At 71.5% G+C, this 23,900-nt stretch carries 18 protein-coding genes; 9 read left to right on the top strand and 9 right to left on the bottom strand.

Annotation, left to right across the window (positions count from 1 at the left end):
* Window positions 1-275 precede the first annotated feature (275 nt).
* The gene (locus VF746_28510) at window positions 276-2,231 is read right to left on the bottom strand and encodes an Ig-like domain-containing protein (protein HEX8696395.1); all 1,956 of its coding nucleotides are present in this window, start codon (window positions 2,229-2,231) and stop codon (window positions 276-278) included.
* 495 nt (window positions 2,232-2,726) lie between these two features.
* On the bottom strand, window positions 2,727-4,664 hold the full coding sequence (locus VF746_28505) for an Ig-like domain-containing protein (GenBank protein ID HEX8696394.1): 1,938 nt from the start codon (window positions 4,662-4,664) through the stop codon (window positions 2,727-2,729).
* Window positions 4,665-4,992: 328 nt separating this feature from the next.
* On the opposite strand from VF746_28505, the gene argF reads away from it, so the two are divergent.
* Together argF and VF746_28495 are read left to right on the top strand one after the other, a co-directional pair.
* Window positions 4,993-5,913, top strand: a complete 921-nt coding sequence (gene argF / locus VF746_28500; GenBank protein HEX8696393.1) for an ornithine carbamoyltransferase — start codon at window positions 4,993-4,995, stop codon at window positions 5,911-5,913.
* Between the two features lie 578 nt (window positions 5,914-6,491).
* Window positions 6,492-6,704 carry a hypothetical protein gene (locus VF746_28495; protein HEX8696392.1) on the top strand — a complete coding sequence of 71 codons (213 nt, stop codon included), beginning with the start codon at window positions 6,492-6,494 and terminating at the stop codon, window positions 6,702-6,704.
* Between the two features lie 51 nt (window positions 6,705-6,755).
* Here the strand turns inward: VF746_28495 and VF746_28490 are convergent, their stop codons facing one another.
* Entirely contained in the window at window positions 6,756-7,394 is a 639-nt protein-coding gene (locus VF746_28490) for a hypothetical protein (protein ID HEX8696391.1), read from the bottom strand.
* A gap of 735 nt (window positions 7,395-8,129) precedes the next feature.
* Here VF746_28490 and VF746_28485 point away from each other — a divergent pair.
* Window positions 8,130-9,794, top strand: a complete 1,665-nt coding sequence (locus VF746_28485; protein ID HEX8696390.1) for an electron-transfer flavoprotein:ubiquinone oxidoreductase — start codon at window positions 8,130-8,132, stop codon at window positions 9,792-9,794.
* An 838-nt stretch (window positions 9,795-10,632) separates the two neighbouring features.
* Here the strand turns inward: VF746_28485 and VF746_28480 are convergent.
* The 6 genes from VF746_28480 to VF746_28455 all read right to left on the bottom strand — a co-directional run bounded on the left by VF746_28480 (window position 10,633) and on the right by VF746_28455 (window position 18,826).
* A complete protein-coding gene (locus tag VF746_28480; protein ID HEX8696389.1) occupies window positions 10,633-10,917 on the bottom strand; it encodes a hypothetical protein in 285 nt (94 codons plus the stop codon).
* A 229-nt stretch (window positions 10,918-11,146) separates the two neighbouring features.
* Window positions 11,147-12,607: a histidine kinase dimerization/phospho-acceptor domain-containing protein gene (locus VF746_28475; protein HEX8696388.1), complete on the bottom strand. Its 1,461-nt coding sequence runs from the start codon at window positions 12,605-12,607 to the stop codon at window positions 11,147-11,149.
* Window positions 12,604-13,008 carry a response regulator gene (locus VF746_28470; protein ID HEX8696387.1) on the bottom strand — a complete coding sequence of 135 codons (405 nt, stop codon included), beginning with the start codon at window positions 13,006-13,008 and terminating at the stop codon, window positions 12,604-12,606. Before VF746_28470 ends, VF746_28475 begins: the two co-directional genes overlap by 4 nt.
* Before the next feature lie 18 nt (window positions 13,009-13,026).
* The gene (locus tag VF746_28465) at window positions 13,027-15,036 is read right to left on the bottom strand and encodes a response regulator (protein ID HEX8696386.1); all 2,010 of its coding nucleotides are present in this window, start codon (window positions 15,034-15,036) and stop codon (window positions 13,027-13,029) included.
* On the bottom strand, window positions 15,033-18,347 hold the full coding sequence (locus VF746_28460) for a chemotaxis protein CheB (protein ID HEX8696385.1): 3,315 nt from the start codon (window positions 18,345-18,347) through the stop codon (window positions 15,033-15,035). Before VF746_28460 ends, VF746_28465 begins: the two co-directional genes overlap by 4 nt.
* 8 nt (window positions 18,348-18,355) lie before the next feature.
* Window positions 18,356-18,826 carry a hypothetical protein gene (locus VF746_28455; protein ID HEX8696384.1) on the bottom strand — a complete coding sequence of 157 codons (471 nt, stop codon included), beginning with the start codon at window positions 18,824-18,826 and terminating at the stop codon, window positions 18,356-18,358.
* A gap of 171 nt (window positions 18,827-18,997) precedes the next feature.
* Here VF746_28455 and VF746_28450 point away from each other — a divergent pair, with 171 nt between their 5' ends.
* The 6 genes from VF746_28450 (at window position 18,998) to VF746_28425 (ending at window position 23,782) form a co-directional block, all read left to right on the top strand.
* Entirely contained in the window at window positions 18,998-19,597 is a 600-nt protein-coding gene (locus VF746_28450) for a TetR/AcrR family transcriptional regulator (protein HEX8696383.1), read from the top strand.
* Window positions 19,598-19,647: 50 nt separating this feature from the next.
* The gene (locus VF746_28445; GenBank protein ID HEX8696382.1) at window positions 19,648-20,913 is read left to right on the top strand and encodes an ATP-binding protein; all 1,266 of its coding nucleotides are present in this window, start codon (window positions 19,648-19,650) and stop codon (window positions 20,911-20,913) included.
* 225 nt (window positions 20,914-21,138) lie between these two features.
* Window positions 21,139-22,530 carry a GAF domain-containing sensor histidine kinase gene (locus tag VF746_28440; GenBank protein ID HEX8696381.1) on the top strand — a complete coding sequence of 464 codons (1,392 nt, stop codon included), beginning with the start codon at window positions 21,139-21,141 and terminating at the stop codon, window positions 22,528-22,530.
* A gap of 6 nt (window positions 22,531-22,536) precedes the next feature.
* Complete coding sequence (locus VF746_28435) at window positions 22,537-22,932, top strand: response regulator (protein ID HEX8696380.1); 396 nt, start codon at window positions 22,537-22,539, stop codon at window positions 22,930-22,932.
* A gap of 133 nt (window positions 22,933-23,065) precedes the next feature.
* On the top strand, window positions 23,066-23,287 hold the full coding sequence (locus tag VF746_28430; protein ID HEX8696379.1) for a hypothetical protein: 222 nt from the start codon (window positions 23,066-23,068) through the stop codon (window positions 23,285-23,287).
* A gap of 282 nt (window positions 23,288-23,569) precedes the next feature.
* The gene (locus tag VF746_28425) at window positions 23,570-23,782 is read left to right on the top strand and encodes a hypothetical protein (GenBank protein HEX8696378.1); all 213 of its coding nucleotides are present in this window, start codon (window positions 23,570-23,572) and stop codon (window positions 23,780-23,782) included.
* The last annotated feature ends 118 nt before the right edge of the window (window positions 23,783-23,900 follow it).

The raw sequence follows: 23,900 nt of genomic DNA, 5'->3' as shown, positions 1-23,900 counted from the left end.
GCGACTGAAGGATCTACTCACCCCGGAGCGAGGCTGGCTTTTGCGCACTGCATCTGGCCACCAGACACGCGGAGTAGATCCTTCGGTCGCGTCCAACCATTTGCGCGGGCGCGGGTTATGTGCAGACGCTCCCTCAGGATGACTTTCGTGTTGTATGGAATGCGCAGTCGATTTCGGAAGGTATGTGATATTCGGATCCCGATCCCACGAAAAAGACCGGCCCCGGCACCGCGAACGGCGCCGGGGCTGTGTCGTCTTCCGGGGCTCGCCTGGAGCTACTTCGTCCGGATCACCGTCACGAAGGCCTGCGAGGGCGGGGCGGCGGCGCCGGAGCCGACGCGCAGGGTCCCCACGCCCGCCGCGGCGACGGCGAAGCGCACGAACGCGCCCGAGCCGCCCGACAGGGTGAAGCCCGTGGCGCCGTTCACGTCCAGCGGCCGGGTCCACAGCGGCAGCGGCGCCAGCACCGAGCGGAAGTCCCAGCTCGGCATGGTGTAGCGCGCGTCGAGGCCGGGCACGACGCCGTCGGCGAACACCGAGGCCATCCAGTCGCGCATCCACAGCCGCGGATCGGCGCCCAGCGCGGCGTGCAGGTTGGCCAGCCCCACCGAGCTCGACTCCACCAGGCTCTTCCAGAACGCCGTCTCGTCGCCGCCGCGGCGGTCGGCCGCGTAGCGCAGGAACGCCCAGGCGGCGCCGCGCGTCTCCAGGGCGTCGTCGTTCGCGAACTTCCCCAGCGGCGTCTCGGTCTCGGGGTCGGCCAGGAAGCGGGCGTAGCGCTGCAGGTTCGCCGACTGGTACGACAGCAGCGCGGCGCGCGTGCGGGGGGCGGCCAGCGCGGCCGAGGTCAGGCGCTGCCGCGGGCCGAGCCCCGCGGCGCGGTAGAAGGCCAGCTCCTCGGCCACGTGGCTGAGCCCCTCGTTCAGCCACGCCACCTCGTTCCAGAACGGCGTCTCGAGCTCGTACAGGCGCCGCGACGCGCTGATCAGGTGCTGGAGCTCGTGCGCCAGGGTCCCCGGCGAGGTGCGCAGCACGAAGTCGCGCGCGCGCACGTTGCCGTTCACCTGCCCCGCCGGGTCGGTCGCCATCATGTACAGGATCTCGGCGTAGTTGCTGGACCGGCACGCGTCCAGCCCTTCGCGGTCGCGCGTGGGGAAGAGGTCGCGCGGGTGGAAGAAGCCCGCCACGAAGCCGCCCGCGCCCCGCTCCGTGAGCTCGTTGACCGCGCGGGTGAAGAACACCACCACCCGCCCGTTGCCGTCCACGTCGCCCGGCGCGCCGAAGGCGGCCACGTCCACCGGCCAAGCGAGCGTGTCGAACGCCGCGCCCAGCGCCTGGTAGTCGGCGTCGCTCAGGCCCCCCGCCGGGTTGGCCGCGTCGGCCACCAGCACCGCGCGCTCGGTGACGGCCACCACGCGCCCCGTGCGCACGCTGGGGGTGTCGCACGAGGCCACGCTGGCGTTGATGCGCAGCTGGTCGCCCGGCTGCACGTTGCGCGTGGCCAGGTCCAGCCGCGGGGCGAGCGCCGTGCCGCCCCCCTCGCGCGCGGCGGCCAGGGCGCGCGCCGCGCCCACGAAGCGCTCCAGCTCCCGCTCCGCGCGCCCGCGCAGCCGCGCCTCCCACCCGCCGTCCGGCACCGGCTCGCCCTCCCCGCCCAGGTCGAAAGCCGGGACGCGCGAGGGGCTCACGGGCGAGACGGGCACCGTCCCCGCCGTGCTCACCGCGAGCGGCAGGCGGCCGAAGTCGTCGGCCGAGTTGAAGGGGACGGCCACGTACTCCTTCCCCCCGGCGCCCCCGTCCAGGCACAGCACCGAGGCGCCGACGCCGCCCGCCACCACCGCCTCGCCCACCGCCAGGGCGCGCACCGCCCCCGGCTGGTCGCAGCCGGGCGGCGCGGCGGCCACGAACACGCGCACGGCGGCCGACCTGTCGCCCACCGCGGCGCGCAGGGTGGCCGTCCCCGGCGCAAGCCCCCGCACCACGCCGCCTCCGTCGACCGCGGCCACGCCGGGCGCGTCGCTGCTCCAGCGCAGGTCGGGCTCGGCGGGCTCGCCGCCGCGCGTGTCGCGCACGGTGGCCACCAGCTGCATCGTCTCGCCCACGGCCAGGGTGCGCTCGTCGGGGGCCAGCGCCACGCTGGCGATCGGGGCCGGGGGCTCGGTGGGGTCGCGGTCGCAGGCGGCGGCCAGCAGCAGGGCCGCCGGGGCGGCGAGGGCGAGGAGGCGCTTCATGAGGACCGGAATGCGGAAGTTGGCGGATGGGAGGCTGGAGGCGATCCCTTGGGAACGTCCGGCCGGCCCTCTTCGTGACGTGGAGCGGAGCGTCCCACCAATGTAACCAGACACCCGCTCCCCTGCGCTACCCTGAGCTGGGGAACGACAAAATGCGCAGGGCGATGGCGGGGCGGGCGCGAGGCCGGGGCGCGAGCAGCGGGCGCGAGGTGCCGAAGCGCGAGCGCCGGGGTCGCAAGCGCCTGAAGACGCTCGCTGGAACCACGGAAAGCCTCGCAAACCCCGCGAGGCTTCAACCGCACCTCCAGGTGGTTTCGTCGCGCGCAGCGCCGGGGGTTTCCCCTCTCCCGCAGTCTGCGAGAGGGGAGCGCAGCCCCTGGTCGCGGGGAACGAGCGACCGGGGCCGCGCGGGGGAGAGGGTCCCCGCGGTCCGCAAAACGACGGCACCCTTCGCGCGCGAGGGGTGCCGTCTCTTTCAGGCGTCCGGCCGGCGGCCTACTTGGTCCGCAGCACCTGGATGCGGATGTCCGCCGGGGCCGGGGCGGCCGCCACCTGGCTCATCGGGCGCAGCCGGGTGCCCCCGCCGCCGCCCAGCAGCTCCTCGGCCAGCTCGCGCTCGCGGTAGCGCAGGCGCATGTGGAAGCCGCCGTCGTTGAAGAGCGACGCGTCGGCCCGCTCCAGCCCCGCCACCAGCGACGAGGGGGCCAGGGACGGGCTCGGCGGGCCCACCACCGGCACGATCCCCGTGGCCACGATCGAGATCCCCAGGTTGGAGCCCGTGGTCTGCGAGGCGTTGAACGGGACCAGCACGAACTCCGCCCCCGCGGCGCCGCCGGAGAAGCAGAGCGCCGGCACTTCGGGGCCGCCCTGGTACACCTGCCCCACCGCCAGCGCCACGTTGGCGCACGCGCTGGCGTCGCCGGTCCCCGACGCGGTCACGCGCAGGGTGGCCGTGCCGCCGGCCGCCACGCCGAAGCGGTAGTACCCCGCACTGAGCGCCTGGATGGAGGTGGTGACCGTCTGCCCGTCGACCAGGTTTTTCACCAGCAGCGGGTAGGCGCCCGCCACCTGCGGGTGCGCGTACAGGTTGCGGAAGTTGTAGCTCGGGTGGGTGAAGCGCGCCTCCACCCCCGCCACCCCGTCGTCGGCGTAGTTGGCCACCGTCCAGTCGCGGAACCAGGGCGAGGGGTCGGTCCCCAGCACGCTGCGCAGGTTGATCACCCCGCTGTCGGGGTTGTTCACCAGCGCGAACCAGTACTGCGCGTCGTTGCCGGCCCGCCGGTCCGCCGAGTAGCGCAGGAAGCTCCAGGCGGCGCCGCGCGTCTCCAGGTCGTCGTCGCGCAGCGTCTCGCCCAGCGGCGACTGGTTCTCGGTGCTCTGCAGGTAGGTGCGCAGGCGGCCGAAGTTGGCGCGCGCGTACTCGTTGTAGGCGTCCACGTGCGGCTGGGTGTCGAACAGCGTGGACTGCTGCAGGTTCTGCCGCGGCGCCAGCCCGCCGAACGCGTAGAACGCCAGCTCCTCGGCGATGTGCGCCAGCCCCTCGTCCAGCCAGACGCCCTCGAACACGCGCGTGTTGGTGTTCACGTACAGGCGCCGCGAGGCGTTGATCAGGTGCTCGAACTCGTGCGAGAGCGTGGACATGGTCTGCTCGCGCACGAACGCCGTCGTGCGGCGGTTGCCGTTGACCTCGCCGTTGGGGTCCGGCGCCAGCACGTAGAAGATCTCGGCCACGTTGCTGGCGGGGCACGCCCCCGCGCGCGGGGTCTCCGTCTTCGGGAAGAGGTCGCGGCCGAAGAAGAAGCCGCCGACGAAGAAGCCGGCGCCCCGCGGGGTCATCTCGTTCACCGCGCGGGTGTAGAAGACGATGATCCTGCCGTTGTTGTCGATGTCGGTGGGCGCCCCGAAGTTGGCCACGTTGACGGGGTAGTTCAGGTTGTCGAAGCGCGCGCCGATCGCCTGGTACTCGGCCTGGGTGAAGCCGCCCGCCGGGTTCTGCACGTCCTCCACGATCTGCAGGAACTGCGAGTTGGCCACCACCCGCCCCTTGCGGATGTCGGGGGCGGTGCAGTCGACGTCGGCGTTGGTGTTCAGCCGGAGCAGCGTGCCCTGCGCGAACACCGTCACGTCGACGGTGTCGGCCGCGCCGCCGCCCTCGCCGATCACCTGCGTGCTGCCGACCGCCACGCCGGTGATCACGCCCTCGCCGTCCACCCGCGCCACCGCGGGGTTCAGGCTGCGGAAGTCGACGTCGGGGTTCACCGCGCCGCCGCTCTCGCCCGTGGCGGTGACGGTGAGCACGGCGGTGTCGCCCACCGAGGTGAAGGCGTCTTCCGGCGACAGGGTGAGCGAGCGGAGCCGGGGGCCGGAGCCGGAGCCGTCTTTGCACGCGGCGAAGGCCACCGCGAGCAGGAAGACCGGGAGGATGCGCTTCATCGGGACTCGGAGGATGAGGGACCGGGCGGCTCGGCCGGACGCGGCGCGGGCATCCCATGGGAACGCGCGGGGGCGCCGGAACCGGACGTCCTCGCGCGCGATCGCCGTCGCGGAGCAGAAATAGTATGAACGCTCGTCCGAAAAAGGAAGGGCGCCCCGCGTCCCCCGCCGGGGGTCCGCGCCGCGCGCTCCGGGGTGCGTATCCCGTTGCGGCGGAAGGGCTTGTACGCTGCTGGCGCGGCGAGGTTCCCCGCGCCGGGGCGGCGTGCTATCTTGCCGCGCCCCCGCCGGGGCCTCCGCGAGGCCGCACCCCGCACCCGTCCACGCCATGCCGAACGCCTCCGTGCGCCACTTCACCGCCATCCCGGACTTCAGCCGGGAGGAGCTGCTCGCCACGCTGGAGCTGGCCGCGCGGATGAAGCGCGGCGAGTACCGCGAGCAGCCGCTGGCCGGCAAGACGCTGGCCATGATCTTCACCAAGAGATCCACCCGCACGCGCGTCTCCTTCGAGGTGGGCGCCTACCAGCTGGGCGGCCACGCGCTCTTCCTGTCGTCGCGCGACATCCAGCTGGGCCGCGGCGAGCCGATCCGGGACACCGCCCGCGTGCTCTCGCGCTACGTGGACGGCGTGATGATCCGCACCTTCGCCCAGGCCGACGTGGACGAGCTGGCGCGCTGGGGCTCGGTCCCCGTGATCAACGGCCTCACCGACCTGCTGCATCCGTGCCAGATCATGGCCGACCTGCAGACGGTCCGGGAGAGCCTGGGCCCCGACCTGGAGCGCGTGAAGGTGGCCTGGGTGGGCGACGGCAACAACATGGCCAACTCGTGGCTGAACGCGGCGTACCGGCTGGGCTTCGAGCTGCGCCTGGCGGTCCCGCCGGGGTACGAGCCGGACACGGAGATCCTGGAGCGGGCGCGCTCGGCCGCCCGCGTCGTCCTGACCCACGACCCGCGCGAGGCGGTGGAGGGCGCCGACGTGGTGAACACCGACGTGTGGGCGTCGATGGGCCAGGAGGAGGAGCAGGCCAAGCGCGAGCGCGACTTCCAGGGCTTCCGCGTCGACGAGGCGCTGATGGGCCGCGCCTCGGAGCGCGCCATCTTCCTGCACTGCCTCCCCGCGCACCGCGGCGAGGAGGTGGCCGACGAGGTGATCGAGGGCCCCCGCTCGCGCGTCTTCGACGAGGCCGAGAACCGCCTGCACGCGCAGAAGGCGATCATGGCGAAGCTGATGCACGAGTGGCGGTGACGGCGGGGTACAGGGAACAGGGGACAGCCTGCGACGGCATTCCGAACCGTTCCGCAGGGTCGCGGCATGCCTCGACCGCCGGCGGCGCGGCCGCCGGGGGCCCTCTCCCCCGCGCGGCTCCGGTCGTTCGTTCCTCACGACCAGGGGCCGCGCTCCCCTCTCCCAGACTGCGGGAGAGGGGAAACACCTCGGCGCTCCGCGCGACGAAATCGATCGCGGAGGAGAAGCGGGTTGCAGTTGAAGCCTCGCGGGGTTTGCGAGGCTTTCCGTGGTTCCAGCGAGTGTCTTCAGGCACTCGCGGCGCCAGCGGCTCGAGCGATGCCCCGCGTGAGGGATGCGCGCCCGGAGGGCCGGGACGCCGCCGCGACACGGGGTATCGTCGCGGCGGTGGCCCGGCGCCGTTGGGCACAGTCGTATCGTGCCCTACGGCGCGCGCAGCCCGGCCCGGAGCGCAGCGGAGGGACACGCCCAAACCAACAGCTCAACTGATCTGCGGTCCCGGCGCGGTGTGTGCGGTAGGCGGCGCCGGCATGCGGGCCAGGGATCGACCATCGAGAGACGAAAGAGGACGGGGGACGATGCGGAAGCTGCGGACGATCCCGGCGCTGGCGCTGGTGGCGGCGCTGGCGGCGGCGTGCGAGGCGGGCAGCCGGCACCAGGGCGGCAACCCCGACGAGCAGCGCGCGGGCGGGAGCCCGGAGCGCGGCCAGGGCACCATCGCCAACGACACCGCGCCCGCGCGCCCGGGGCTGCCGCCGCCGAACACGGTGAGCGATTCGGCCCAGCCGTGAGCCCAATGCGGCCTCCGCAACAAGCATTGTGAAGCGGAGGTGATGCTTTACTTATTGTTTCCGGGGTTCTTGGGGAACGCCTTCCAAGGGCTGCCGATTTTGAGTCGCCGTCGAGGCGTTCTCTGTATTCCCTTGGTTTCCCGGCGGTGGGGAAGGTGCTGCTGGGGGCACTGATTCCTGCTGTGGAAGCCAATCTGCCCGAATGCAGTAAACGTCCTTCTCATAAACTTCCCCGGAACGGCTTTCGAATCGGATTCGCATGTCAAGCATTGTTAGAAGCCTCGCCTTTTCTAGCGGTGCTTCGAACACCATAATTGACTCATTCGGGCCAATGATTGCCCCATGCGAGAAACGCAACAAGCTATAGTCCTTGCCCTCCTCCAAGCCTTTATTCTTTATTTTCTCAACAACTTGGGCGTGTAAATTCATAGGTGGAGTACTAAAGTTTACTGTGTCGCTGGAAACCGCAACGTGGTAGAGCACAGACTGAATACTTGCAATTCCTGACCCTACATTGCGCACGTGAACCTGCCACCACGTCTCAGATTTACCGTCTACCTGTTTGATCGCCTCTTCCGATGAATATGTCAGGTAGGGTGTTAGAGTCGCGATGAACTGTTGCCGCACAGCAATAAGGCTTAAAAGTGCCACAAGGAGGGTTAATGAATTGTTTGTGTCGAGAATCTTCACACCGCGTAGTCTGTCCGGGTACCAAGAAGGTGCAACGAAGTTCTCCTGAAGGAATGCATAAACAAAGCACAAAGTCATAGTGCCAATCAACGTATACAACAGAAGCGTGCCGAGCGGGCTACCTTGGACGAGTCGCTGTGGACCAGAGGAACGTGTTCCAGGCACCTCTGCGGCTCGCTGCTTCTTTCTAAAGAGAGGCATTGTGCTAGAAAGGCTTAGGCGATGGCGGCGGCGGCGGTCGCTTCGGTGGCGAATCATCAACATCCACATCTATATGCCGGCACCCAACGTGTGCAGGCACTTCGCCGATATTTTCCAGAACGTGCGGTACGCCAGCAGGGATCAGCACGGTGTTTCCGGGGCGAAGTTCAATTGAAACATCATCGTAGGAGCATCGAACGAGGCCTGCTTGCAGATCAGTCGTGCTGTTCTGGGAATGAGTGTGTTCGAAAATCTCGCCAGGTTCTAGGATGATTACGGCCATTGTTAATCTCCTTATTGTCGTGTCCAAGTCGCTCTTCCTGGCGTATTCGTAGCATCGTCCATTGGGAGAGTCAAGGAAATTTTCGTTTCGTGAGATGATCGCTCATCCTTCACTCCGGGCTTTACGCATTAGTTTGCGGTGTCCACGCGCCCCCTGTATCTTGCCGCGCGCTCCACTCGGCTGCGTTTCGGACATCCTTTATCCGCTTCCGGCGCGTCCGTGCAGGAGCGGGGACAACCGACTTCCTACACATGGCTGACAACGCACGCCTGCTCCCGATCGCCCACCAGCCCGAGCTGCCGCAGGAGCGGCTGATCCTGGCCGAGGCGCCCGACGCCGAGGCGCTGGAGATGGACGTGGTGATCGTCGGCGCGGGGCCGGCGGGGCTCGCCTGCGCCATCGAGCTGGCGCGCCTGGCCCGCAAGGACGGCGAGGCCGGCGGCGCGCTGGGCGGGCTGCAGGTCGCCGTGCTGGAGAAGGCCGCGGCGCTCGGCGAGCACCAGCTCTCGGGCGCGGTGGTGAACCCGCGCCCCTTCCGCGAGCTCTTCCCCGAGCTCACCGACGCCGACTTCCCCTTCCGCGGCCCGGTCACGAAGGAGGCCGTCTACCTGCTCACCGCCGGCGGGCATTTCCGCATCCCCACGCCGCCGCCGATGCGGAACCACGGCAACCACGTCGCCTCGCTCTGCGAGATCGTGCGGTGGCTGGGCGGCAAGGCCGAGGAGCTGGAGGTCAACGTCCTCCCCGGCTTCCCCGTCGACTCGCTGCTGGTGGACGGGGAGAAGGTGGTCGGCGCGCGGACGACGCCCTCGGGGCTCAAGCGCGACGGGACGCCGGGCCCGGGCGCGGAGCCGCCGACGGACCTCACCGCGAAGGTGGTGGTGCTGGCCGAGGGGACGCGCGGGGCGCTGGGGCAGGCGTACCGGAAGTGGCGGGGCATCGGCTCCGAGAACCCGCAGATCTTCGCGCTGGGGGTGAAGGAGCTGTGGGAGACGAAGGTGCCGTTCGAGGGGATCGTGCACACGCTGGGGTGGCCCCTGCCGCGCGACGCCTTCGGCGGGAGCTTCATGTACGCGCTGGAGCCGAACCTGGTCGCCCTGGGCCTCGTCGTGGGCCTCGACTACCGGCGCAGCACGCTGGACACGCACGTGCTCCTGCAGCGGATGAAGACGCACCCGTTCTTCCGGAAGTACCTGGACGGCGGCGAGATGGTGGAGTGGGGGGCCAAGACGATCCCCGAGGGCGGCTTCTACGCGCTGCCCGAGCGGAAGACGGGCGACGGGCTGGTGATGGTGGGCGACACGGTGGGCTTCGTGGACGTGCCCTCGCTCAAGGGCGTCCACTACGCCGTGCAGTCGGGGATCTTCGCCGCGCGGGCCGTCTTCGACGCGCTGAAGGCGGGCGACACGTCGGCCGCGGCGCTGGCGGCGTACGACCGGGCCGTGGACGGCAGCTACATCCGCGAGGACCTGCACCGCACGCGCAACATGCGGCTGGCGTTCAAGAGCGGCTTCTACGCGGGCGGCTTCAAGGCGGGGCTGATGACGCTCACCCGCGGCCGGTTCCCCGGGGGGAAGATCGACATGCACGCCGACGCCCAGGCGGAGCGGGTGGTGGCGCCCGAGGAGCCGTTCACGCCCGACGGCAAGCTCACCTTCAGCAAGGTGGACGCGGTGTTCAAGTCGGGGAACCAGACGCGCGACGACATCCCCAGCCACCTGGTCGTGGGGGAGGACGTCACGGGCGAGCTGGCCGACTTCTACGCGCACGTCTGCCCGGCGGGCGTCTACGAGCGCCAGGGAGAGCGGCTGGTGGTGAACCCGCCCAACTGCATCGACTGCAAGGCCACCGACGTGGTGGGCCCCCGCTGGACCCCGCGCGAGGGCGGCAGCGGCCCCGCGTACAAGCGGATGTAGCCGCAAACCGCGACTGCTTTTGATCGCGCAGAGTCAGCAGAGGAAAGGTGTTCTCTGCATTACTCTGCTGACTCTGCGTGAGATATTTTCGATGTCCCTTACCAGATTCTGCGATCGACTGTGCAAAGAAGATGTCATCCTGAGGGAGCCGCTGCGCCGAACCTGCCTCGGCAACGATGCTTGGCGGCGACCGAAGGATCTACTCACCCCCGGAGCGAGGCCGGCTTCTGCGCACCGCATCTGGCCGCCAGACACGCGGAGTAGATCCTTCGGTCGCGTCCAACCATTGGCGCGGGAGCGAATTACGCGCGGACGCTCCCTCAGGATGACTTCGTGTGGGGCATGGATGCACGGTCGGTTTCGGAAGGTGGTATCACACGGAGTCCGCGATCAGATTCGTGCGAGTGCGGTAAATTGTTGTGAATCTTGGGTGTTCCGGAAGAGCCTACCGGACTCCACGGGCGAAAATGCCCGGCTCTGCCGCCCAGCCTGTCCCAAATCCTATCCCACCCTGGCAACGCCGCCGGAGCGTGATGTCCACACGCCGGCGGCGTTCTACGACCTTCCTATCATGCCCATTATGCCAGATTTTCACAGCGATCACGAAGACGGCACACGCAATGGGACGTTCTGAGAGCCGGTTTCATGCGCGGTTCAGCTCATGCGAAAGCCCAGCCCGACCGAGACGAGACCATCAGGGATCGCTGTTCCCCCTCGCGCAGGCCCACCTCCATGTCCCTCCGGTCGAGCGCCTGATCGGGCGGGTCATGGCCGAAACCTGCTCTCCGGGATCGATTGTCCGAACCTGCGACCGTCCCGCTCGACGATACCGCCGCGGCTACGCCTCCCGGACCGGCCCGCCGGGCGCGACGGCGGCCGCCACGGGATCGTCGGCGGCGGGCCCGATCAGGTGCTCGAAGAAGCGGTGGCCGCCAGGCCCGGAGCCTGCCGCGTCGGTGCGTCGGGCGTAGGTGTTGTGCGCGAACGCGGCCCGCCACCAGCGGGACATCGCCGCCGGCCAGCGCGGGCGGGAGTAGGCGGGCACCGAATGCGGAGCGGCGGGGGGAAAGGCGTCGGTGCCGGGCGGCGGGAGCATGCCGGCGGGAGCGTCGGAAGGTGTCAAGGGAGCCTCGCTTGCCGTGAGGTCCTGCGCGGCCGCGAAAGCGGCCTGCGTCCCATACACCGGGATCCGGAAAGGGTCCGTGGGCGTGGCGGCCGGCGGGTGCTCCCCGGCCGACGCCGCGCTCGTGGGGAGGGCCACGGCTCCGCCGCTCGAGCCCGCGCGGAGGGGAGAACGAGGGTGCAGGTGCGGCCCTTCCCCGCCGCGGCCTCCGCGATCAGGTCTGCCGCGTCTATCCGCGGCGCGGCAGGTGAACCGTGAAGGTGGTGCCGCGCTCTCCCGACGACTCCACCCCGATCCGCCCGTTGTGCGCGGTCACGATCCGCTCGGCGATGTAGAGGCCCAGGCCGAGGCTTCCGGACGGTCCGCCGGCCGCGGTGCCTCCCGTCGCCTCCCGCGCCTTCATCGGGTTGAAGAGCCCGTCCAGCCGGTCGGCCGGGATCGCGGCGCCGCGGTTGTGGATCGCGATCGTGACCTCCGCGTCGTCTCCACCGACCTCGACCCTGACGGTCGTCCCCTCGGCGCCGTGCTCCAGTGCGTTGCCGATCAGGTTGGTCAGCGCCTGGGTGATGCGCGCGCAGTCCCATTCCCCGCGCTGCTCGCCGCGCGCATCGACCTGGAGGGTTCGCTGCGGGTACGCCGCCGCGATCTCGTCGACGACGTCGTGCACGATCTTCCCCATGCTCGCGTCCGCGCGCACGACCGGGATCCCTCCGCCGAGACGGCTCCGGGTGAAGTCCAGGAGATCGCCGACCAGGTGGGCCATGCGGGTGGCGCTGCCGGCGATCCGCGAGGTGAGCGTCAGGCTCGGCTCCTTCAGCTCCTGCGTCTCGAGCATGAACTTCGCCGAGGTGATGACCGCCCCGAGCGGCGTCCGCAGGTCGTGCCCCAGGACGGCGAGGAACATCTCCTTCGAATACTCCAGGTCCGCCGTGTACCGCGTGATCGATTCGGCGAGCGACTGGTCGACGGCCTCGTTGAACCGCGTCAGGTCGTCGACGTCGGCGGGCGCGAGCGCTCCCCGCTCCTTCGTCCAGAGCCGGATCACGCTGGCCCGCAGGGCGCGGTATTCGGAGACCATCTGTTCGACGGTGAATCCGCTTTCCGCCCGGCCCGCCCCGTGCTCTTCGGCGGCGGTGTCCGCGCCGGCAGCATCGTCCGGCGCATTCCCCTTCGATTTCTCGGACTGCTCGAACGCGTCCTGCGGGGTGTCGAGATCCGCGGCGATGACCGTGAGCATCTCGCTGGCATGGTCGCGCAGCGCCGTGATGTCCATCGCGCCGCTGGCGGGCGTGCACGTCCGCGCGAACGCCTCCCACTCCGCCAGGATCGGCTCGCGGTTCGCCACGATGAAGTCGGACAGCCGCATCGCCCCTCCGCCCGGCGCCGGCACCCCGCCGGCCCGCTGCGGCGCGTGCTCGCGTCCACGGCCGTTGGCGGATGCCGCGGGCCCGCCCGGCGGCGTGGGGACGGAATGGAAGTGGTCGTTGATCAGCTCCAGCAGCCGCCAGGCCGCGGCGCCGACTTTCTGCAGGTCCGGCACGAAGCCGTCCTGCCCCGCCTCCCGCGCCTGCTCCACCAGCATCTCGGAGTAGCCGATGATCTGGCCGAGCGGCGTGCGCAGGTCGTGGATCAGCTCCGCGGGCACCGCGTGCCGGGCCGCGGCGTCGAGGGGAGGTCGCGGTTCGTTCATGAGGACGATTCCCCCGCGGAAGCCGCCGCGCCCGGCGCCCCGCCCAGGAGCGCCTCGATCTTGCCGAGCAGGCGCGGCAGCTCGATCGGCTTGGTGTCGTAGTCGTCGCAGCCGGCCTCCAGGGCCCGCTCGCGGTCGCCGGACATGGCGTGCGCGGTGAGCGCGATGACCGGGACGTGCCGCGTGGCGGGCGCGGCCTTCAGGAGGCGCGTCGCCTCCCAGCCGTCGAGGACGGGAAGGCTCATGTCCATCAGCACCAGGTCCGGCGCGTGCAGCGCGGCCATCTCCACCCCTTCCCTCCCGTCCACCGCCAGCACCACCTGGAACCCCTTGCGCTGCAGCCGGCGCGAGAGCATGTCGCGGTTCATCTCGTTGTCTTCCACCAGCAGGATTCTCGGCATGGCACGTTCGGAAGGCGCTCACGCCCGCGGCGCGAGTGCTTCCTCTCCTCGGGGCAAAGGGACGGCGCGCGGCGCGGCCAGGTCGCTCAGCCGGTCGCTCACCTGGCGCAGCAGCGTCTCGTGCGAGTCGCCGGCCTTCTGCAGGATCGTCTCGACGTAGCCGCTCAGCCGCCGGCGCTCCTCGTCGGTCAGGTCGTGGGCGGTCACCACCACGATGGGGATGGAGCCCCATTCGGGGTGGCGGCGCACCCGGTCGGCGAACTCGAAGCCGTCCATCTCCGGCATCATCAGGTCCAGCAGGATCAGGCGCGGGCGCTCCCGCTGCATCATCTCCAGGGCGACGCGCCCGTTCCCGGCCTCGCGGACCTTCCACCCCTCCTTCTCCAGGATGTGCCTCGTGAGGGTACGGGTGGCGGGGTCGTCCTCCACCACCAGCACGGGGCAGGGCGGGTCGGCGCAGGTGTGCCTGCGCAGGATCCGGGACAGGCGCTGGCGGTTCACCGGCTTGGTGGCGTAGTCGGCGGCGCCCAGGGTGAAGCCGCGCTCGGGGTCGTCCACCATGGTCAGCATGATCACCGGGATCTCGCGCAGCGCCGCGTCGGCCTTCAGCGCCGCGAGCACGGTCCAGCCGTCCATCCCGGGCATCATCACGTCGAGGGTGATCGCCGCGGGGCGCATCTCGCGCGCCAGGCGCAGCCCCTCCTCGCCCCCGCGGGCGGTGCGCACGCAGAATCCCTCGCTGCGCAGGAAGCGCCGCATCAGGTCGCGCTGCGCCGCGTCGTCGTCGATCACCAGCACGCAGTTCGCGTCGGCTGGCGCCGGCTCGCCCCCGTCGCCCCCGTCGGACGACGGCGGCGCCCCGGGGGCGCCGGCGGAGGCCCCGGGCGCCTCCGCGACGGAGGCGGGGAGCTTGATGGTGAAGACGCTCCCCTCGCCCGCGGCGCTGTTCAGGGTCACGTCGCCGCCCATCATCTGGCAGAAGCGGCGGGTGAGGGCCAGCCCCAGCCCCGTGCCGCCGAACTTGCGCGTGGTCGACGGATCGGCCTGGGTGAAGTCCTGGAAGAGCTTCACGATCTGCTCGGCGCTCATCCCGATGCCCGTGTCGGATACCCGGAACACCATCCACTCGCCGCCGTCCATGCTTTCCCGCCCGGCGCTCAGCGTGACGGTGCCGCCATGGGTGAACTTGACGGCGTTGGAGAGCAGGTTCAGCAGGGACTGGCGGACCTTGCTGAGATCGGCGCGCATCTCCCCCAGCTCCGGCGACAGCTCCACCCGCAGCGTGTTGGCGCTCTTCTCCACCACCGGGCGGATGGTGGAGGCCACGTCGCCGACGAGCTCGGCCACGTCGAAGCGCTCCAGGAACAGGTCCATCTTCCCGGCCTCGATCTTGGACAGGTCGAGGATGTCGTTGATCAGCGCCAGCAGGTGCTGCCCCGCGGTGTGGATGCGCTGCAGGTCGACGACGAACGCGTCCAGGCCGCGCTCCTGGGCCTCTTCCTGCAGCATCTCGGAGTAGCCGAGGATGGCGTTCAGCGGCGTGCGCAGCTCGTGGCTCATGTTGGCCAGGAACAGGCTCTTGGTGCGGTTGGCGGTCTCGGATGCCTCGCGCGCCCGGGCCGCTTCCTCTTCGGCGGCGCGCCGCTCCGTCACGTCCTCCATGGCCAGCACCAGCAGCTCGCCGTGGTGGCCCGCCAGGAGCTTGCGCGCGTTCAGCAGCATCACCCGCCGGCCGATGGTGGGAAAGGTGTGCTCCAGCTCGTAGTCGTTGAACACCGAGCTGGTGGCCATCACCTCGTCGAGCAGGGTGCGCAGGTCGGGGATGTCCCACTGCCCGTTCCCCAGCTCGTAGATCAGGCGGCCCTCGGTCTCGCCCGCGGAGACCTGGAAGGTCTGGTAGAAGGCGCGGTTGGCGGACCTCACGCGCAGCGCGGTGTCGAGCATCAGCAGCGGCTCGCGCACCGTGTTCACGATGTCCTGGGCGTAGGTCTCGATCGCTTCGCCCCGCGGTTTCCTTCTGGGCGTCATCCGTCTCCTTGCGTGCGGGGAAGCCGGACGCGGAAGGTGCTCCCGCGCCCCGGCTCGCTCTCGACCTCCACGTCGCCCCCCAGCAGCCGGCTGAACTCCCGGGCCGCCGCCAGCCCGATCCCCATCCCCCCGAAGGAGCGGGTGGAGGCGCTGTCCACCTGCCAGAAGCGGTCGAAGATGCGGGCCTGGTGCTCGGGGGCGATGCCGATGCCGCTGTCGGCCACCTCGAAGACGACCTGCTCTCCCTCCGCCCGCACGGAGAGCCGGATCTCCCCGCGCTCGGTGTACTTCACGGCGTTCCCGCACAGGTTGGCCAGGATCTGGCGGGCCTTCCCCGCGTCCGTCTCCAGCCAGGCGGCCTCGCCGGGCAGGTCGAGGACGAAGGCGAGGCCCTTCGCCGCGGCGAGGGGCTCCACCAGCATCTCGGCCTCGCGCGCGACGCTCCTCGCGTCGAACCGCTCGGACCGGACCTGCTCCCGCCCCTCGTCCAGCTTGGCGAAGCTCAGGATCTCGTCGATCATGGAGGCGAGGTGCCAGCTGCCCGCCCTGATCCGCTCGATCTTCCGCTCCTGCGCTTCGGTGAGGGGCCCGTCGAGGTGGAGGATGTCGGCGAAGCCCAGGATCGCGTTGAGCGGGGTGCGGAACTCGTGCGAGAGCGTGGCCAGGAAGGCCCCCTTGGCCAGGTTCGCCGCTTCGGCCGCGAGCTTCGCCTCGCGCAGCTCCTCTTCCACGCGCTTCTGCGCGGTGATGTCGTAGCAGGTGAGGACGACGCCGTCGACCCTGTCGTCGAAGGCGCGGTAGGGGTTGATGCGGACGACGTACCACGCGCCGGCCTCGCTGCGCACCTCGCGCTCGATCCGCCGCAGCGAGGTGAGCACGCCCTGCACGTCCTCCACCAGCGCCGGGTAGTGGAGCCGGTGGGTGATGTGGGCAAGGGGGCGGCCCCCGTCCGTGCCGACGAAGTTGAAGAGCGCTTCGACCGCGGGGGTGAAGCGCCGGATCCGCATCTCGCGGTCGAGGAAGATGGTGCCGATCTCGGTGGACTCGATCAGGTTGCGGAGATCGGCGTTGGTCCGCTTCAGCTCCTCGATGGTGGTCTGGTGCTCCTGGTTGATGGTGGTGAGCTCTTCGTTGACGGACTGGATCTCCTCGCGGCTGGTCTCCAGCTCCTCGGCCGCGGCCCTCTGCTCCTCGTTGATCGAGCGCAGCTCCTCGTTGGCCGCCTGCAGCTCCGCCACGGTCCGGTCGCGCGCGGCGCTGGCGTGCTCGAGCTGCTCCCGGGTGCGCCGCAGCTCCTCCTCCAGGCGGGTCACGGCCCGCCGGTGGCCCGAGCCGTCCGGCGCCTGCGGGGGGGCCTCCGGCTCCTCCGCCTCCGTCCGCGCCTGCTCCTCGAAGACGACCAGGGCGTACCGCCCCGCCTCCCCGCCCTCCACGGGCGGGTGCACGCGCAGGCTCACCGGGGGGCCGCCGTCGCCGTCGGCCCGGACGCGCCGGGTGGTCGGGAGCCCCTTCTCGAAGGCCTGGTAGAGCGCCGCGCGCAGTTCCAGGCGGAGGTCGCCGCGCGACAGGGCGATCAGGTCGTGGCTGGGCTCGCCCTCGCCCAGGTGCAGGTAGCGCCCCGCCCCGCCGGAGAGGTGGACCACCTCCAGCCGCTCGTTCACCACCAGGCTGGGCGGTGCGTATTCCTCCAGCATGCGCAGGTGCAGCGGGCCGTAGGCGAACGCGGTCCGGCCCGGGCCTTCCGCATCGGCGGCGCGCGGGCCCGCCCGTGCCGGCGGGTCGGCGGCCGAGAGCCGGGGCGGCACCCGGTGCGGCGCGGCGTTCCTCCGGTACAGCCGCTGCGGGCCGGCGGCGGGCACGAACAGCCCGCTCTCGCCGGCCGACTCCGAGGCGCCCAGGAAGAGCAGCCCGCCCGCCTGCAGCGCGTAGTGGAAGGTCTCCACCACCTGCTCCTGCGCCTCGGGCTGCAGGTAGATGAGAAGGTTGCGGCAGCTGATCAGGTCCAGCCGCGAGAACGGGGGGTCGTGCAGGACGTTGTGGACGGCGAAGAGCACCGCCTCGCGCAGCGGCTTTCCCACCCGGAAGCCCCCCGGCTCCTGCACGAAGAAGCGGCGGAGCCGCTCGGGCGAGATCTCCGCCACCGCCGCGGGCGGGTAGAGCGCCTCGCGCCCCCACGCGTACCCCTTTTCGTCGATGTCGGTGGCGAACATCTGGATCTGCGGCGGGCTCTCCAGCGTGGCCGCATGCTCGCGCAGCAGGATGCCGATCGAGTAGGCCTCCTCGCCCGTGGCGCACCCCACCACCCAGACGCGGACGGCGTCGTCGGGCCCCTTGCCCGCGAAGAGGGCCGGCACCGCATCCGCCAGCGCCGTGAACGCGTCGGCGTCGCGGAAGAAGCCGCTGACCGAGATCAGCAGGTCGCGCACGAGCGCCGCCGGCTCCGCCTCGCCCGCGCGCAGCAGGGGAAGGTATTCCTCCAGCGTGCTCACGCCGTTGAAGCGCAGCCGGCGGTCCAGGCGGCGCAGCACCGTGGAGCGCTTGTAGAGGCTGAAGTCGTGCCCCGTCCGGGCGCGCAGCGCGGCGAAGACCCGGGCCAGCAGCGCCTCGGTGTCGGCCGGCGGCGCGCCGGCGGAGAGCGCGGAGGGTGCCTTCCGGAGGCGGAGGAGCTCGGCGGGGATGCGGCCCGCGGGGAGCACCAGGTCCACGTGCCCGGTGGCGATGGCGCTGGCGGGCATCCCGTCGTATTCGGCCTCGGCGGGCTCCTGCGCCACGGTGATCCCGCCGCGCTCCTTGATGGAGCGGACGCCCGAGGTGCCGTCCGAGCCGGTGCCCGAGAGCACCACCCCCACGGCGTCAGGGCCGTACGCGTCGGCCAGGGTGCGGAAGAACAGGTCCACGGGCACGTGGAGCCCCGCGCCGCGCTCGTGCACGCGGATGCCGCGGTCGTGCATCGCCAGGTCGTGCCCCGGCGGGATGATGTAGACGTGGTCGGCCTGCAGCTCGACCGGGCGGGTGACCTGCGTCACGGGAAGCGCGGTGCGGTCCTGCAGGAGCGCGGCGATCCGGCTCTCCCGCCCCGGGTCCAGGTGGATGATCACCACCCAGGCCATGCCGCTGCCGGGGGGCACGGCCTCGAAGAAGAGCTGCAGCGCCTTCAGCCCTCCCGCCGACGCCCCGATCCCCACCACCGCGAGCGGAGCGCGCCCCGGCGGGCCCGCTTCCGGAAGCGGAGCGGGAGCGGGTGCCGCCCGCTGCAGGGTGGCTTCACGGAGACGCGCGCGCGCGCCGGGGTGCCGGGGGTGTACGGACATCGCCGCGCCTAGCGGGTCGGCGCGGCCAGGTTGCCGCACGCCACCACCAGGGCCGGGTTGGCGCGCGACGCCTGCACGCTCACGAAGTACCGGCCCGTGGTGGGGGTCGGGAGCGGGAGCGTGGCGGACGCGGAGGCCCGGCCGTCGTCTCCCACCTCGATCGGCGCGTAGGAGTCCGCGGGGCCGAGCACCCCTTCGTCGGCGCCGCACGCCCCCCGGTGCACCTGCCAGGGGTGGACCCCGCCGGCCGTCGCGTTCTCGAGCACGAGGGAGACGCCGGTGCCGCCGTCCTCGGCCGGCACCATCGTGGCCACGCCCTTCATCTGGACCACGCCCGCGAGGCCCCCGGGGCTGGCGAGGCTCGCGTGCCAGCGGGTGTTCAGGTTGGCGTCCCGATCGCTCACCTCCACGTCCGGCTCGCGGCAGGCCACGAGCGAAAGTGCGGTGAGGGCGAGCGCGAGGCTGCGGTGGCCGGGCATGGGACCTCCTACTCGGGAGAGAGCGGGGAACACCTTCGACCTGGTTCCCACGGCTGAGGGGACGCAAGATATTGACCAGTCGGTAAATAGAAGCTATCTTATATTGTACGATTGGTCAATAACCACGGCGGCGGCGCCGGCGGATCGGACTCGGGAACGGGAGAGGAAAGGATGCCGGGGAAGCGGGCTGCGGAGGAGGTGCGGCGCGAGCAGATCCTGCGCGCCGCGTTCGAGGTGGCGTCACGGGGCGGGATCGGCAGCCTGACCATCCGCGCCGTGGCCGCGGAAGCGGAGCTCAGCCATGCGCTGGTCCTCTTCCACTTCCAGCGCAAGGAGCGGCTGGTGCACGCGCTCCTCGACTGGCTGATCGCGACCACCTCCGTCCTCCGCGTCTCGGACGACGTCGCCCGCTTCCCGCGGGCGCTCGACCGGCTGCACGCGCTCCTCCAGCAGGAGATGGCCCGGCTCTCCCACCAGCCGCGGCACACCCGGCTGTTCTTCGAGTTCTGGGCGCTCGGCGCGCGGCAGGAGTGGGTCCGGGCGCGGATCGGCGCGGAGCTGGAGCGCTACCGCGCGGCGTTCCGGACGATCATGGAAGAGCTTCTCCTGGCCGAGCCGGCGACCTCCGCCGGGGTGACGGCCGACGGGATGGCGGCCGTGGCCGTGAGCTGGATCCACGGGTGCGCGGTGCAGGCGATGATCGACCCCGCGCAATTCGACACCGACGAGTACCTGGCCGCGGTGCGCGGCGTGATCGGCCAGCTGGCGTGATGCCGCGGCCGCTGCGCGCGAACCCGGCCGCTCTTCAAGGAGGCCGCGGGATGTCCGTGAACCCTGCTGCCGGAGCCGACTTCGAGCGCTGCTCGTTCCTGGCCGAGGCCAGCCGCCGCCTGGCCGAAGCGGCGGACTACGAGCAGACGCTGAAGACCGTCGCGGGGCTGGCGCTGCCGCGGCCGGGCGACTGGTCGATCGTGGACCTGGCCGAGGCCGACGGCTCGGTGCGCCGCCTGGCCGTGGTGCATCCCGACCCCGGGAAGCAGGCCCTGGCGCGCCGGCTGGAGGTGGACTGGCCCCCGGAGCGCGACGACCCGCTGGGGGTGCCGGTGGTGGTGCGCACGCGCGCGCCGCAGGCCACCGGCCCCGTCACCGACGACTTCCTGGCCCGCGCGGCCCGCGACCCGGAGCACCTGGAGGCGCTCCGGCAGCTCGGGATCGCCTCCGTCATCACCGTGCCCCTGCTGGCGCGGGAGCAGGTCCTGGGCGCCATCACCTTCGTGAGCGGCCGGCCGGGCCGCGGGCACACGGACGGGGATCTCGCGCTGGCCGAGGACCTGGCCGGCCGGTGCGCGCTGGCCATCGCCCACATGCGGGTGGTGGAGGACCTGAAGAAGAGCGTGCTCCTGCGGGACCAGGTGCTCGGGTACGTGTCGCACGACCTGAAGAACCCGCTGGGAGCGATCATGCTGGTGGCCACGCAGATGATGCTCGCGGAATCCCGGGTGCCCCGCGAGGAATTCTCCCTCGGAGAGCGAATCACGTCGGTAGAGAGGATCCTGGCGGCCACCGTGCACATGCAGCGCCTGATCGGCGACCTCCTGGAGGTGGCGCAGATCGGGGCCGGGGGCGTCAGCATCCACCCGCGGCCGGTGCAGCCGGGCGCGCTGATGGAGGACGTCCTCTACACCTACGCGCCGGGGCTCGCCGCACAGTCGCTGCGGCTGGAGGCGGCCGTGCCCGACACGCTGCCGGTTCTGTGGGCCGACCCCGGGCGGCTGCGGCAGGTGTTCGAGAACCTGCTGGAGAACGCGGCGAAGTTCACCCCGCCGGGCGGCGTGATCACGCTGGCCGCGGCCCGGCTCGACGGTTCGGTGCTCTTCTCGGTCGCCGACACCGGGGCCGGCATTCCCGGAGACGAGATGCCGCGCCTGTTCGACCGCTTCTGGCAGGCACGCCGGCAGGGCGTGGGGAGCGCGGGGCTGGGGCTGGCGATCTGCAAAGGCATCGTGGAGGCGCACGGGGGCGCGATCTGGGCCGAAAGCACGGTGGGCCGGGGAAGCACCTTCTACTTCCGCATCCCCGCCGGGTGACTCCTCGCGAGCCGGCCGGCACCCCCGTGGGCTGGATCCACGGCTGCGCGGTGCGGGCCATGCTCGACCCGGTGTGCTTCGACACCGGCGGGTACCTCGCCGCCGTGCGCGGGATCGTCGGAGGCGGGGCGGCGGCAGCGACGCCTCCCCCAGAAGGAATCCACCGCCCCGTCAGGACCCTGGACGGACGCGGCGAACCACACCGCTCTCTCGCGAAGGCGTGACATGGACACGATCCGGGCGTCCCGGCCACCGGGCGAATCGCCCCCTGCAACGTCGGCCGCGGCGGGAGCCCCGCCCACGGATTCGCCGCGCGCCGGCAAGGGGGTCGCGGCGCAGACGGCCCTGTCCTTTCTCCTGGCGGCCACCCGGACGCTGGCCGATTCGCTGGACGTCGAGACGACGCTGGCGAGCGTGGCGCGGCTCTCCCTTCCCCACCTGGGCTCCTGGTGCTTCGTGGACCTCTGCGAGGGCGACCACATGCGCCGGCTCGCCGTCATCCACCCGGACGCCGGGCGGCAGCGGCTGGCCCAGGGGCTGCTCTCGGGATGGCCGCCGCAGCGCGACGATCCCCTCGGCATCCCCTCGGTGGTGCGCACCCGGCGCAGCGAGGTGGTGTTCCCGGTCACCGACGAGATGCTGGTCGCCGCCGCCCGGTCGCCGGAGAACCTCCGGATCCTGCGCGCCCTGGAGATCGGCTCGCTGATGACCGTCCCGCTCCTCGCCCGCGAAGAGGTCCTGGGGGCGATCACCTACGTGAGCCCCAACCACGGCGACTCGTTCTCCGCGGAGGACCGGGCGCTGGCGGAGGATCTGGCCACGCGCTGCGCCATCGCCATCGACAACGCGCGGCTCTTCGCGCGCGCGCAGCAGGCCCGGGCGGAGGCGGAAGCGGCCCAGAAGCGGGCCGAGGAGGCGAACCTGGCCAAGATGCGCTTCCTCTCCACCATGAGCCACGAGCTGCGGACGCCGCTGAACGCCATCGGCGGCTACGCGGAGCTGCTCGAGACGGGGGTCCGCGGCGCACTCACCGAAGCGCAGCTCGCCGACGTGCGGCGCATCCAGGTCAACGGCCGCCACCTGCTGGGGCTGGTGGAGTCGGTGCTCGGCTATGCGCGGGTCAGCGTGGGAAGGGTCGAGATCGGCCTCCAGGACGTGCAGCTCGCGGGCGTCCTCCTGGAAGCGGAGGTGATCATCGCCCCCCTCGCCGAAAAGAAGGGGATCGCCTGCCGCGGCCTGCGCCTGGCCGCGGAGAGCGGGGTGTCGGTGTACGCGGACCCCGACAAGCTCCTCCAGGTCCTGGTCAACCTCCTCGCCAACGCCGTCAAGTTCACTCCCGCGGGGGGAAGGATCGACGTCACCTTCCACGCCCGGGGGCCCCGCGTGGAGATCCGGGTCTCGGACGACGGGAACGGCATCGCGCCCGAGCACCGGGAAAGGATCTTCGAGCCCTTCGTGCAGCTGGACGACAGCCTTGCCCGGGACGCCGAGGGGACCGGGCTGGGGCTGGCCATCAGCCGGGAGCTGGCCATCGGCATGGGCGGCGGCCTGTCGGTCGAGAGCGAGCTGGGACAGGGCTCCACCTTCACCGTCACCCTCTCACGCGGGCGGGGCTGAAACGCCATGGAGACGACCATCCTTCTCGTCGAGGACAACGCGGACAACCAGGAGATCTACCGCATCATCCTCACCCATCAGGGATACTCCGTCCTGCAGGCCTGGGACGGCGAGCACGGGGTGAGGATGGCCCGGGACCACGGTCCCGACCTGATCCTGATGGACCTGACGATGCCCGTCGTCGACGGTCTCGAGGCGACGCGGATGCTGAAGGCGGATCCCGCGACCTCCACGATCCCGATCGTCGCCCTGACGGCGCATGCGATGCTGGAGGACCGGGCGGCCGCGGAGGCGGCGGGGTGCGTCTCGTTCCTGTCCAAGCCCGTCGAGCCCGGGAAGGTGGCCGCGGAGGTCCGCCGCGTTCTCGCGGCGCGGCGCGGGGTCGCCGGGCGGCTCGCCTGAGCCGGGCGGCGGGGCCCGTGCCCCGCTCCTTCCACCCGGCATCCTTCCCCTCACTCACGGCGCCAGGGTTCACATGGGCAGATTCGGGACGCGGACGCGGCGGTACCTCGCGGCACTCTGGCTCGGCGCAGCCGTGCTCGAGCTCGTGGTGCTCGAGCTGGCGAGGCGCACGCACGACTCGTGGGTCCTGCTGCTGGGCGCCGCGCTCCTGATCGTGCCGCTCGTGGCCACCGACAGGACGCTCCACTGGCTGGGCAGGGCCCCGCGCAAGCGCTGGAAGCGCCACGACGTCGAAGCGGGGCTCGCGCAGCCGGCGGAGCCCGCGGGCGGTGAAGCGCGGGCCGGCAGGCCGTAGCCCGCTCGTTCGCGGCGGGAAAGGCGGACGGCGCGTCCAGGGTCCCGCATCTCCGGCACCCGCGCGGACGCGGTCGGCGCCGGAAGAGACGTGGATGCCGACGATCGTCCGCGGACCGGACCTTCGCCCGTCTGGAGTGTATCGAGACCGTGGAGCCGCCGCCTTCCGGGCGGCGATCGAGCCTCGGGATCTCCGTGCTCGAGAGAGCGTGACACGTCGGTCGGATCGACCGCCGGCGGCAATTCCCATCGCAGCGGCGGAGCCGCGGAACGGACGGGTTCGATGTTGCACGACTTCACGTTCAAGGACGACGGCCGCGTGGTGCTGTGCACGAGGGGCGTGCGGAGTCCGGCGGCCGGGCACTCCACCGACGCAGCCTGGTGGTATCTCTCGCTGGAGGGCGCCCCGCCCGTCCGCCTGCTGCGGGTGTACCCCGGCGAGACGCGCGCGGAGGTGTGGGAGAGCGCGCTCCGCCACCTGGACGCTCTGGAGTAGCGCCCGCGCCCGATCTTTCCCGCCGCCGCCCCCCGCGAGGGCGGCCCGCAGCACCACGCCGCGCCGGGTCGCACCCGGCGGGAGCGCAATCGGGGCCTGGATGGACCCTGGGTGTCGC

This window comes from Longimicrobium sp., assembly GCA_036389795.1.
Lineage (GTDB): Bacteria > Gemmatimonadota > Gemmatimonadetes > Longimicrobiales > Longimicrobiaceae > Longimicrobium.
The sequence above is the reverse complement of the archived record's forward strand: the minus strand, read 5'-3'. Positions and strand labels throughout refer to the sequence as shown.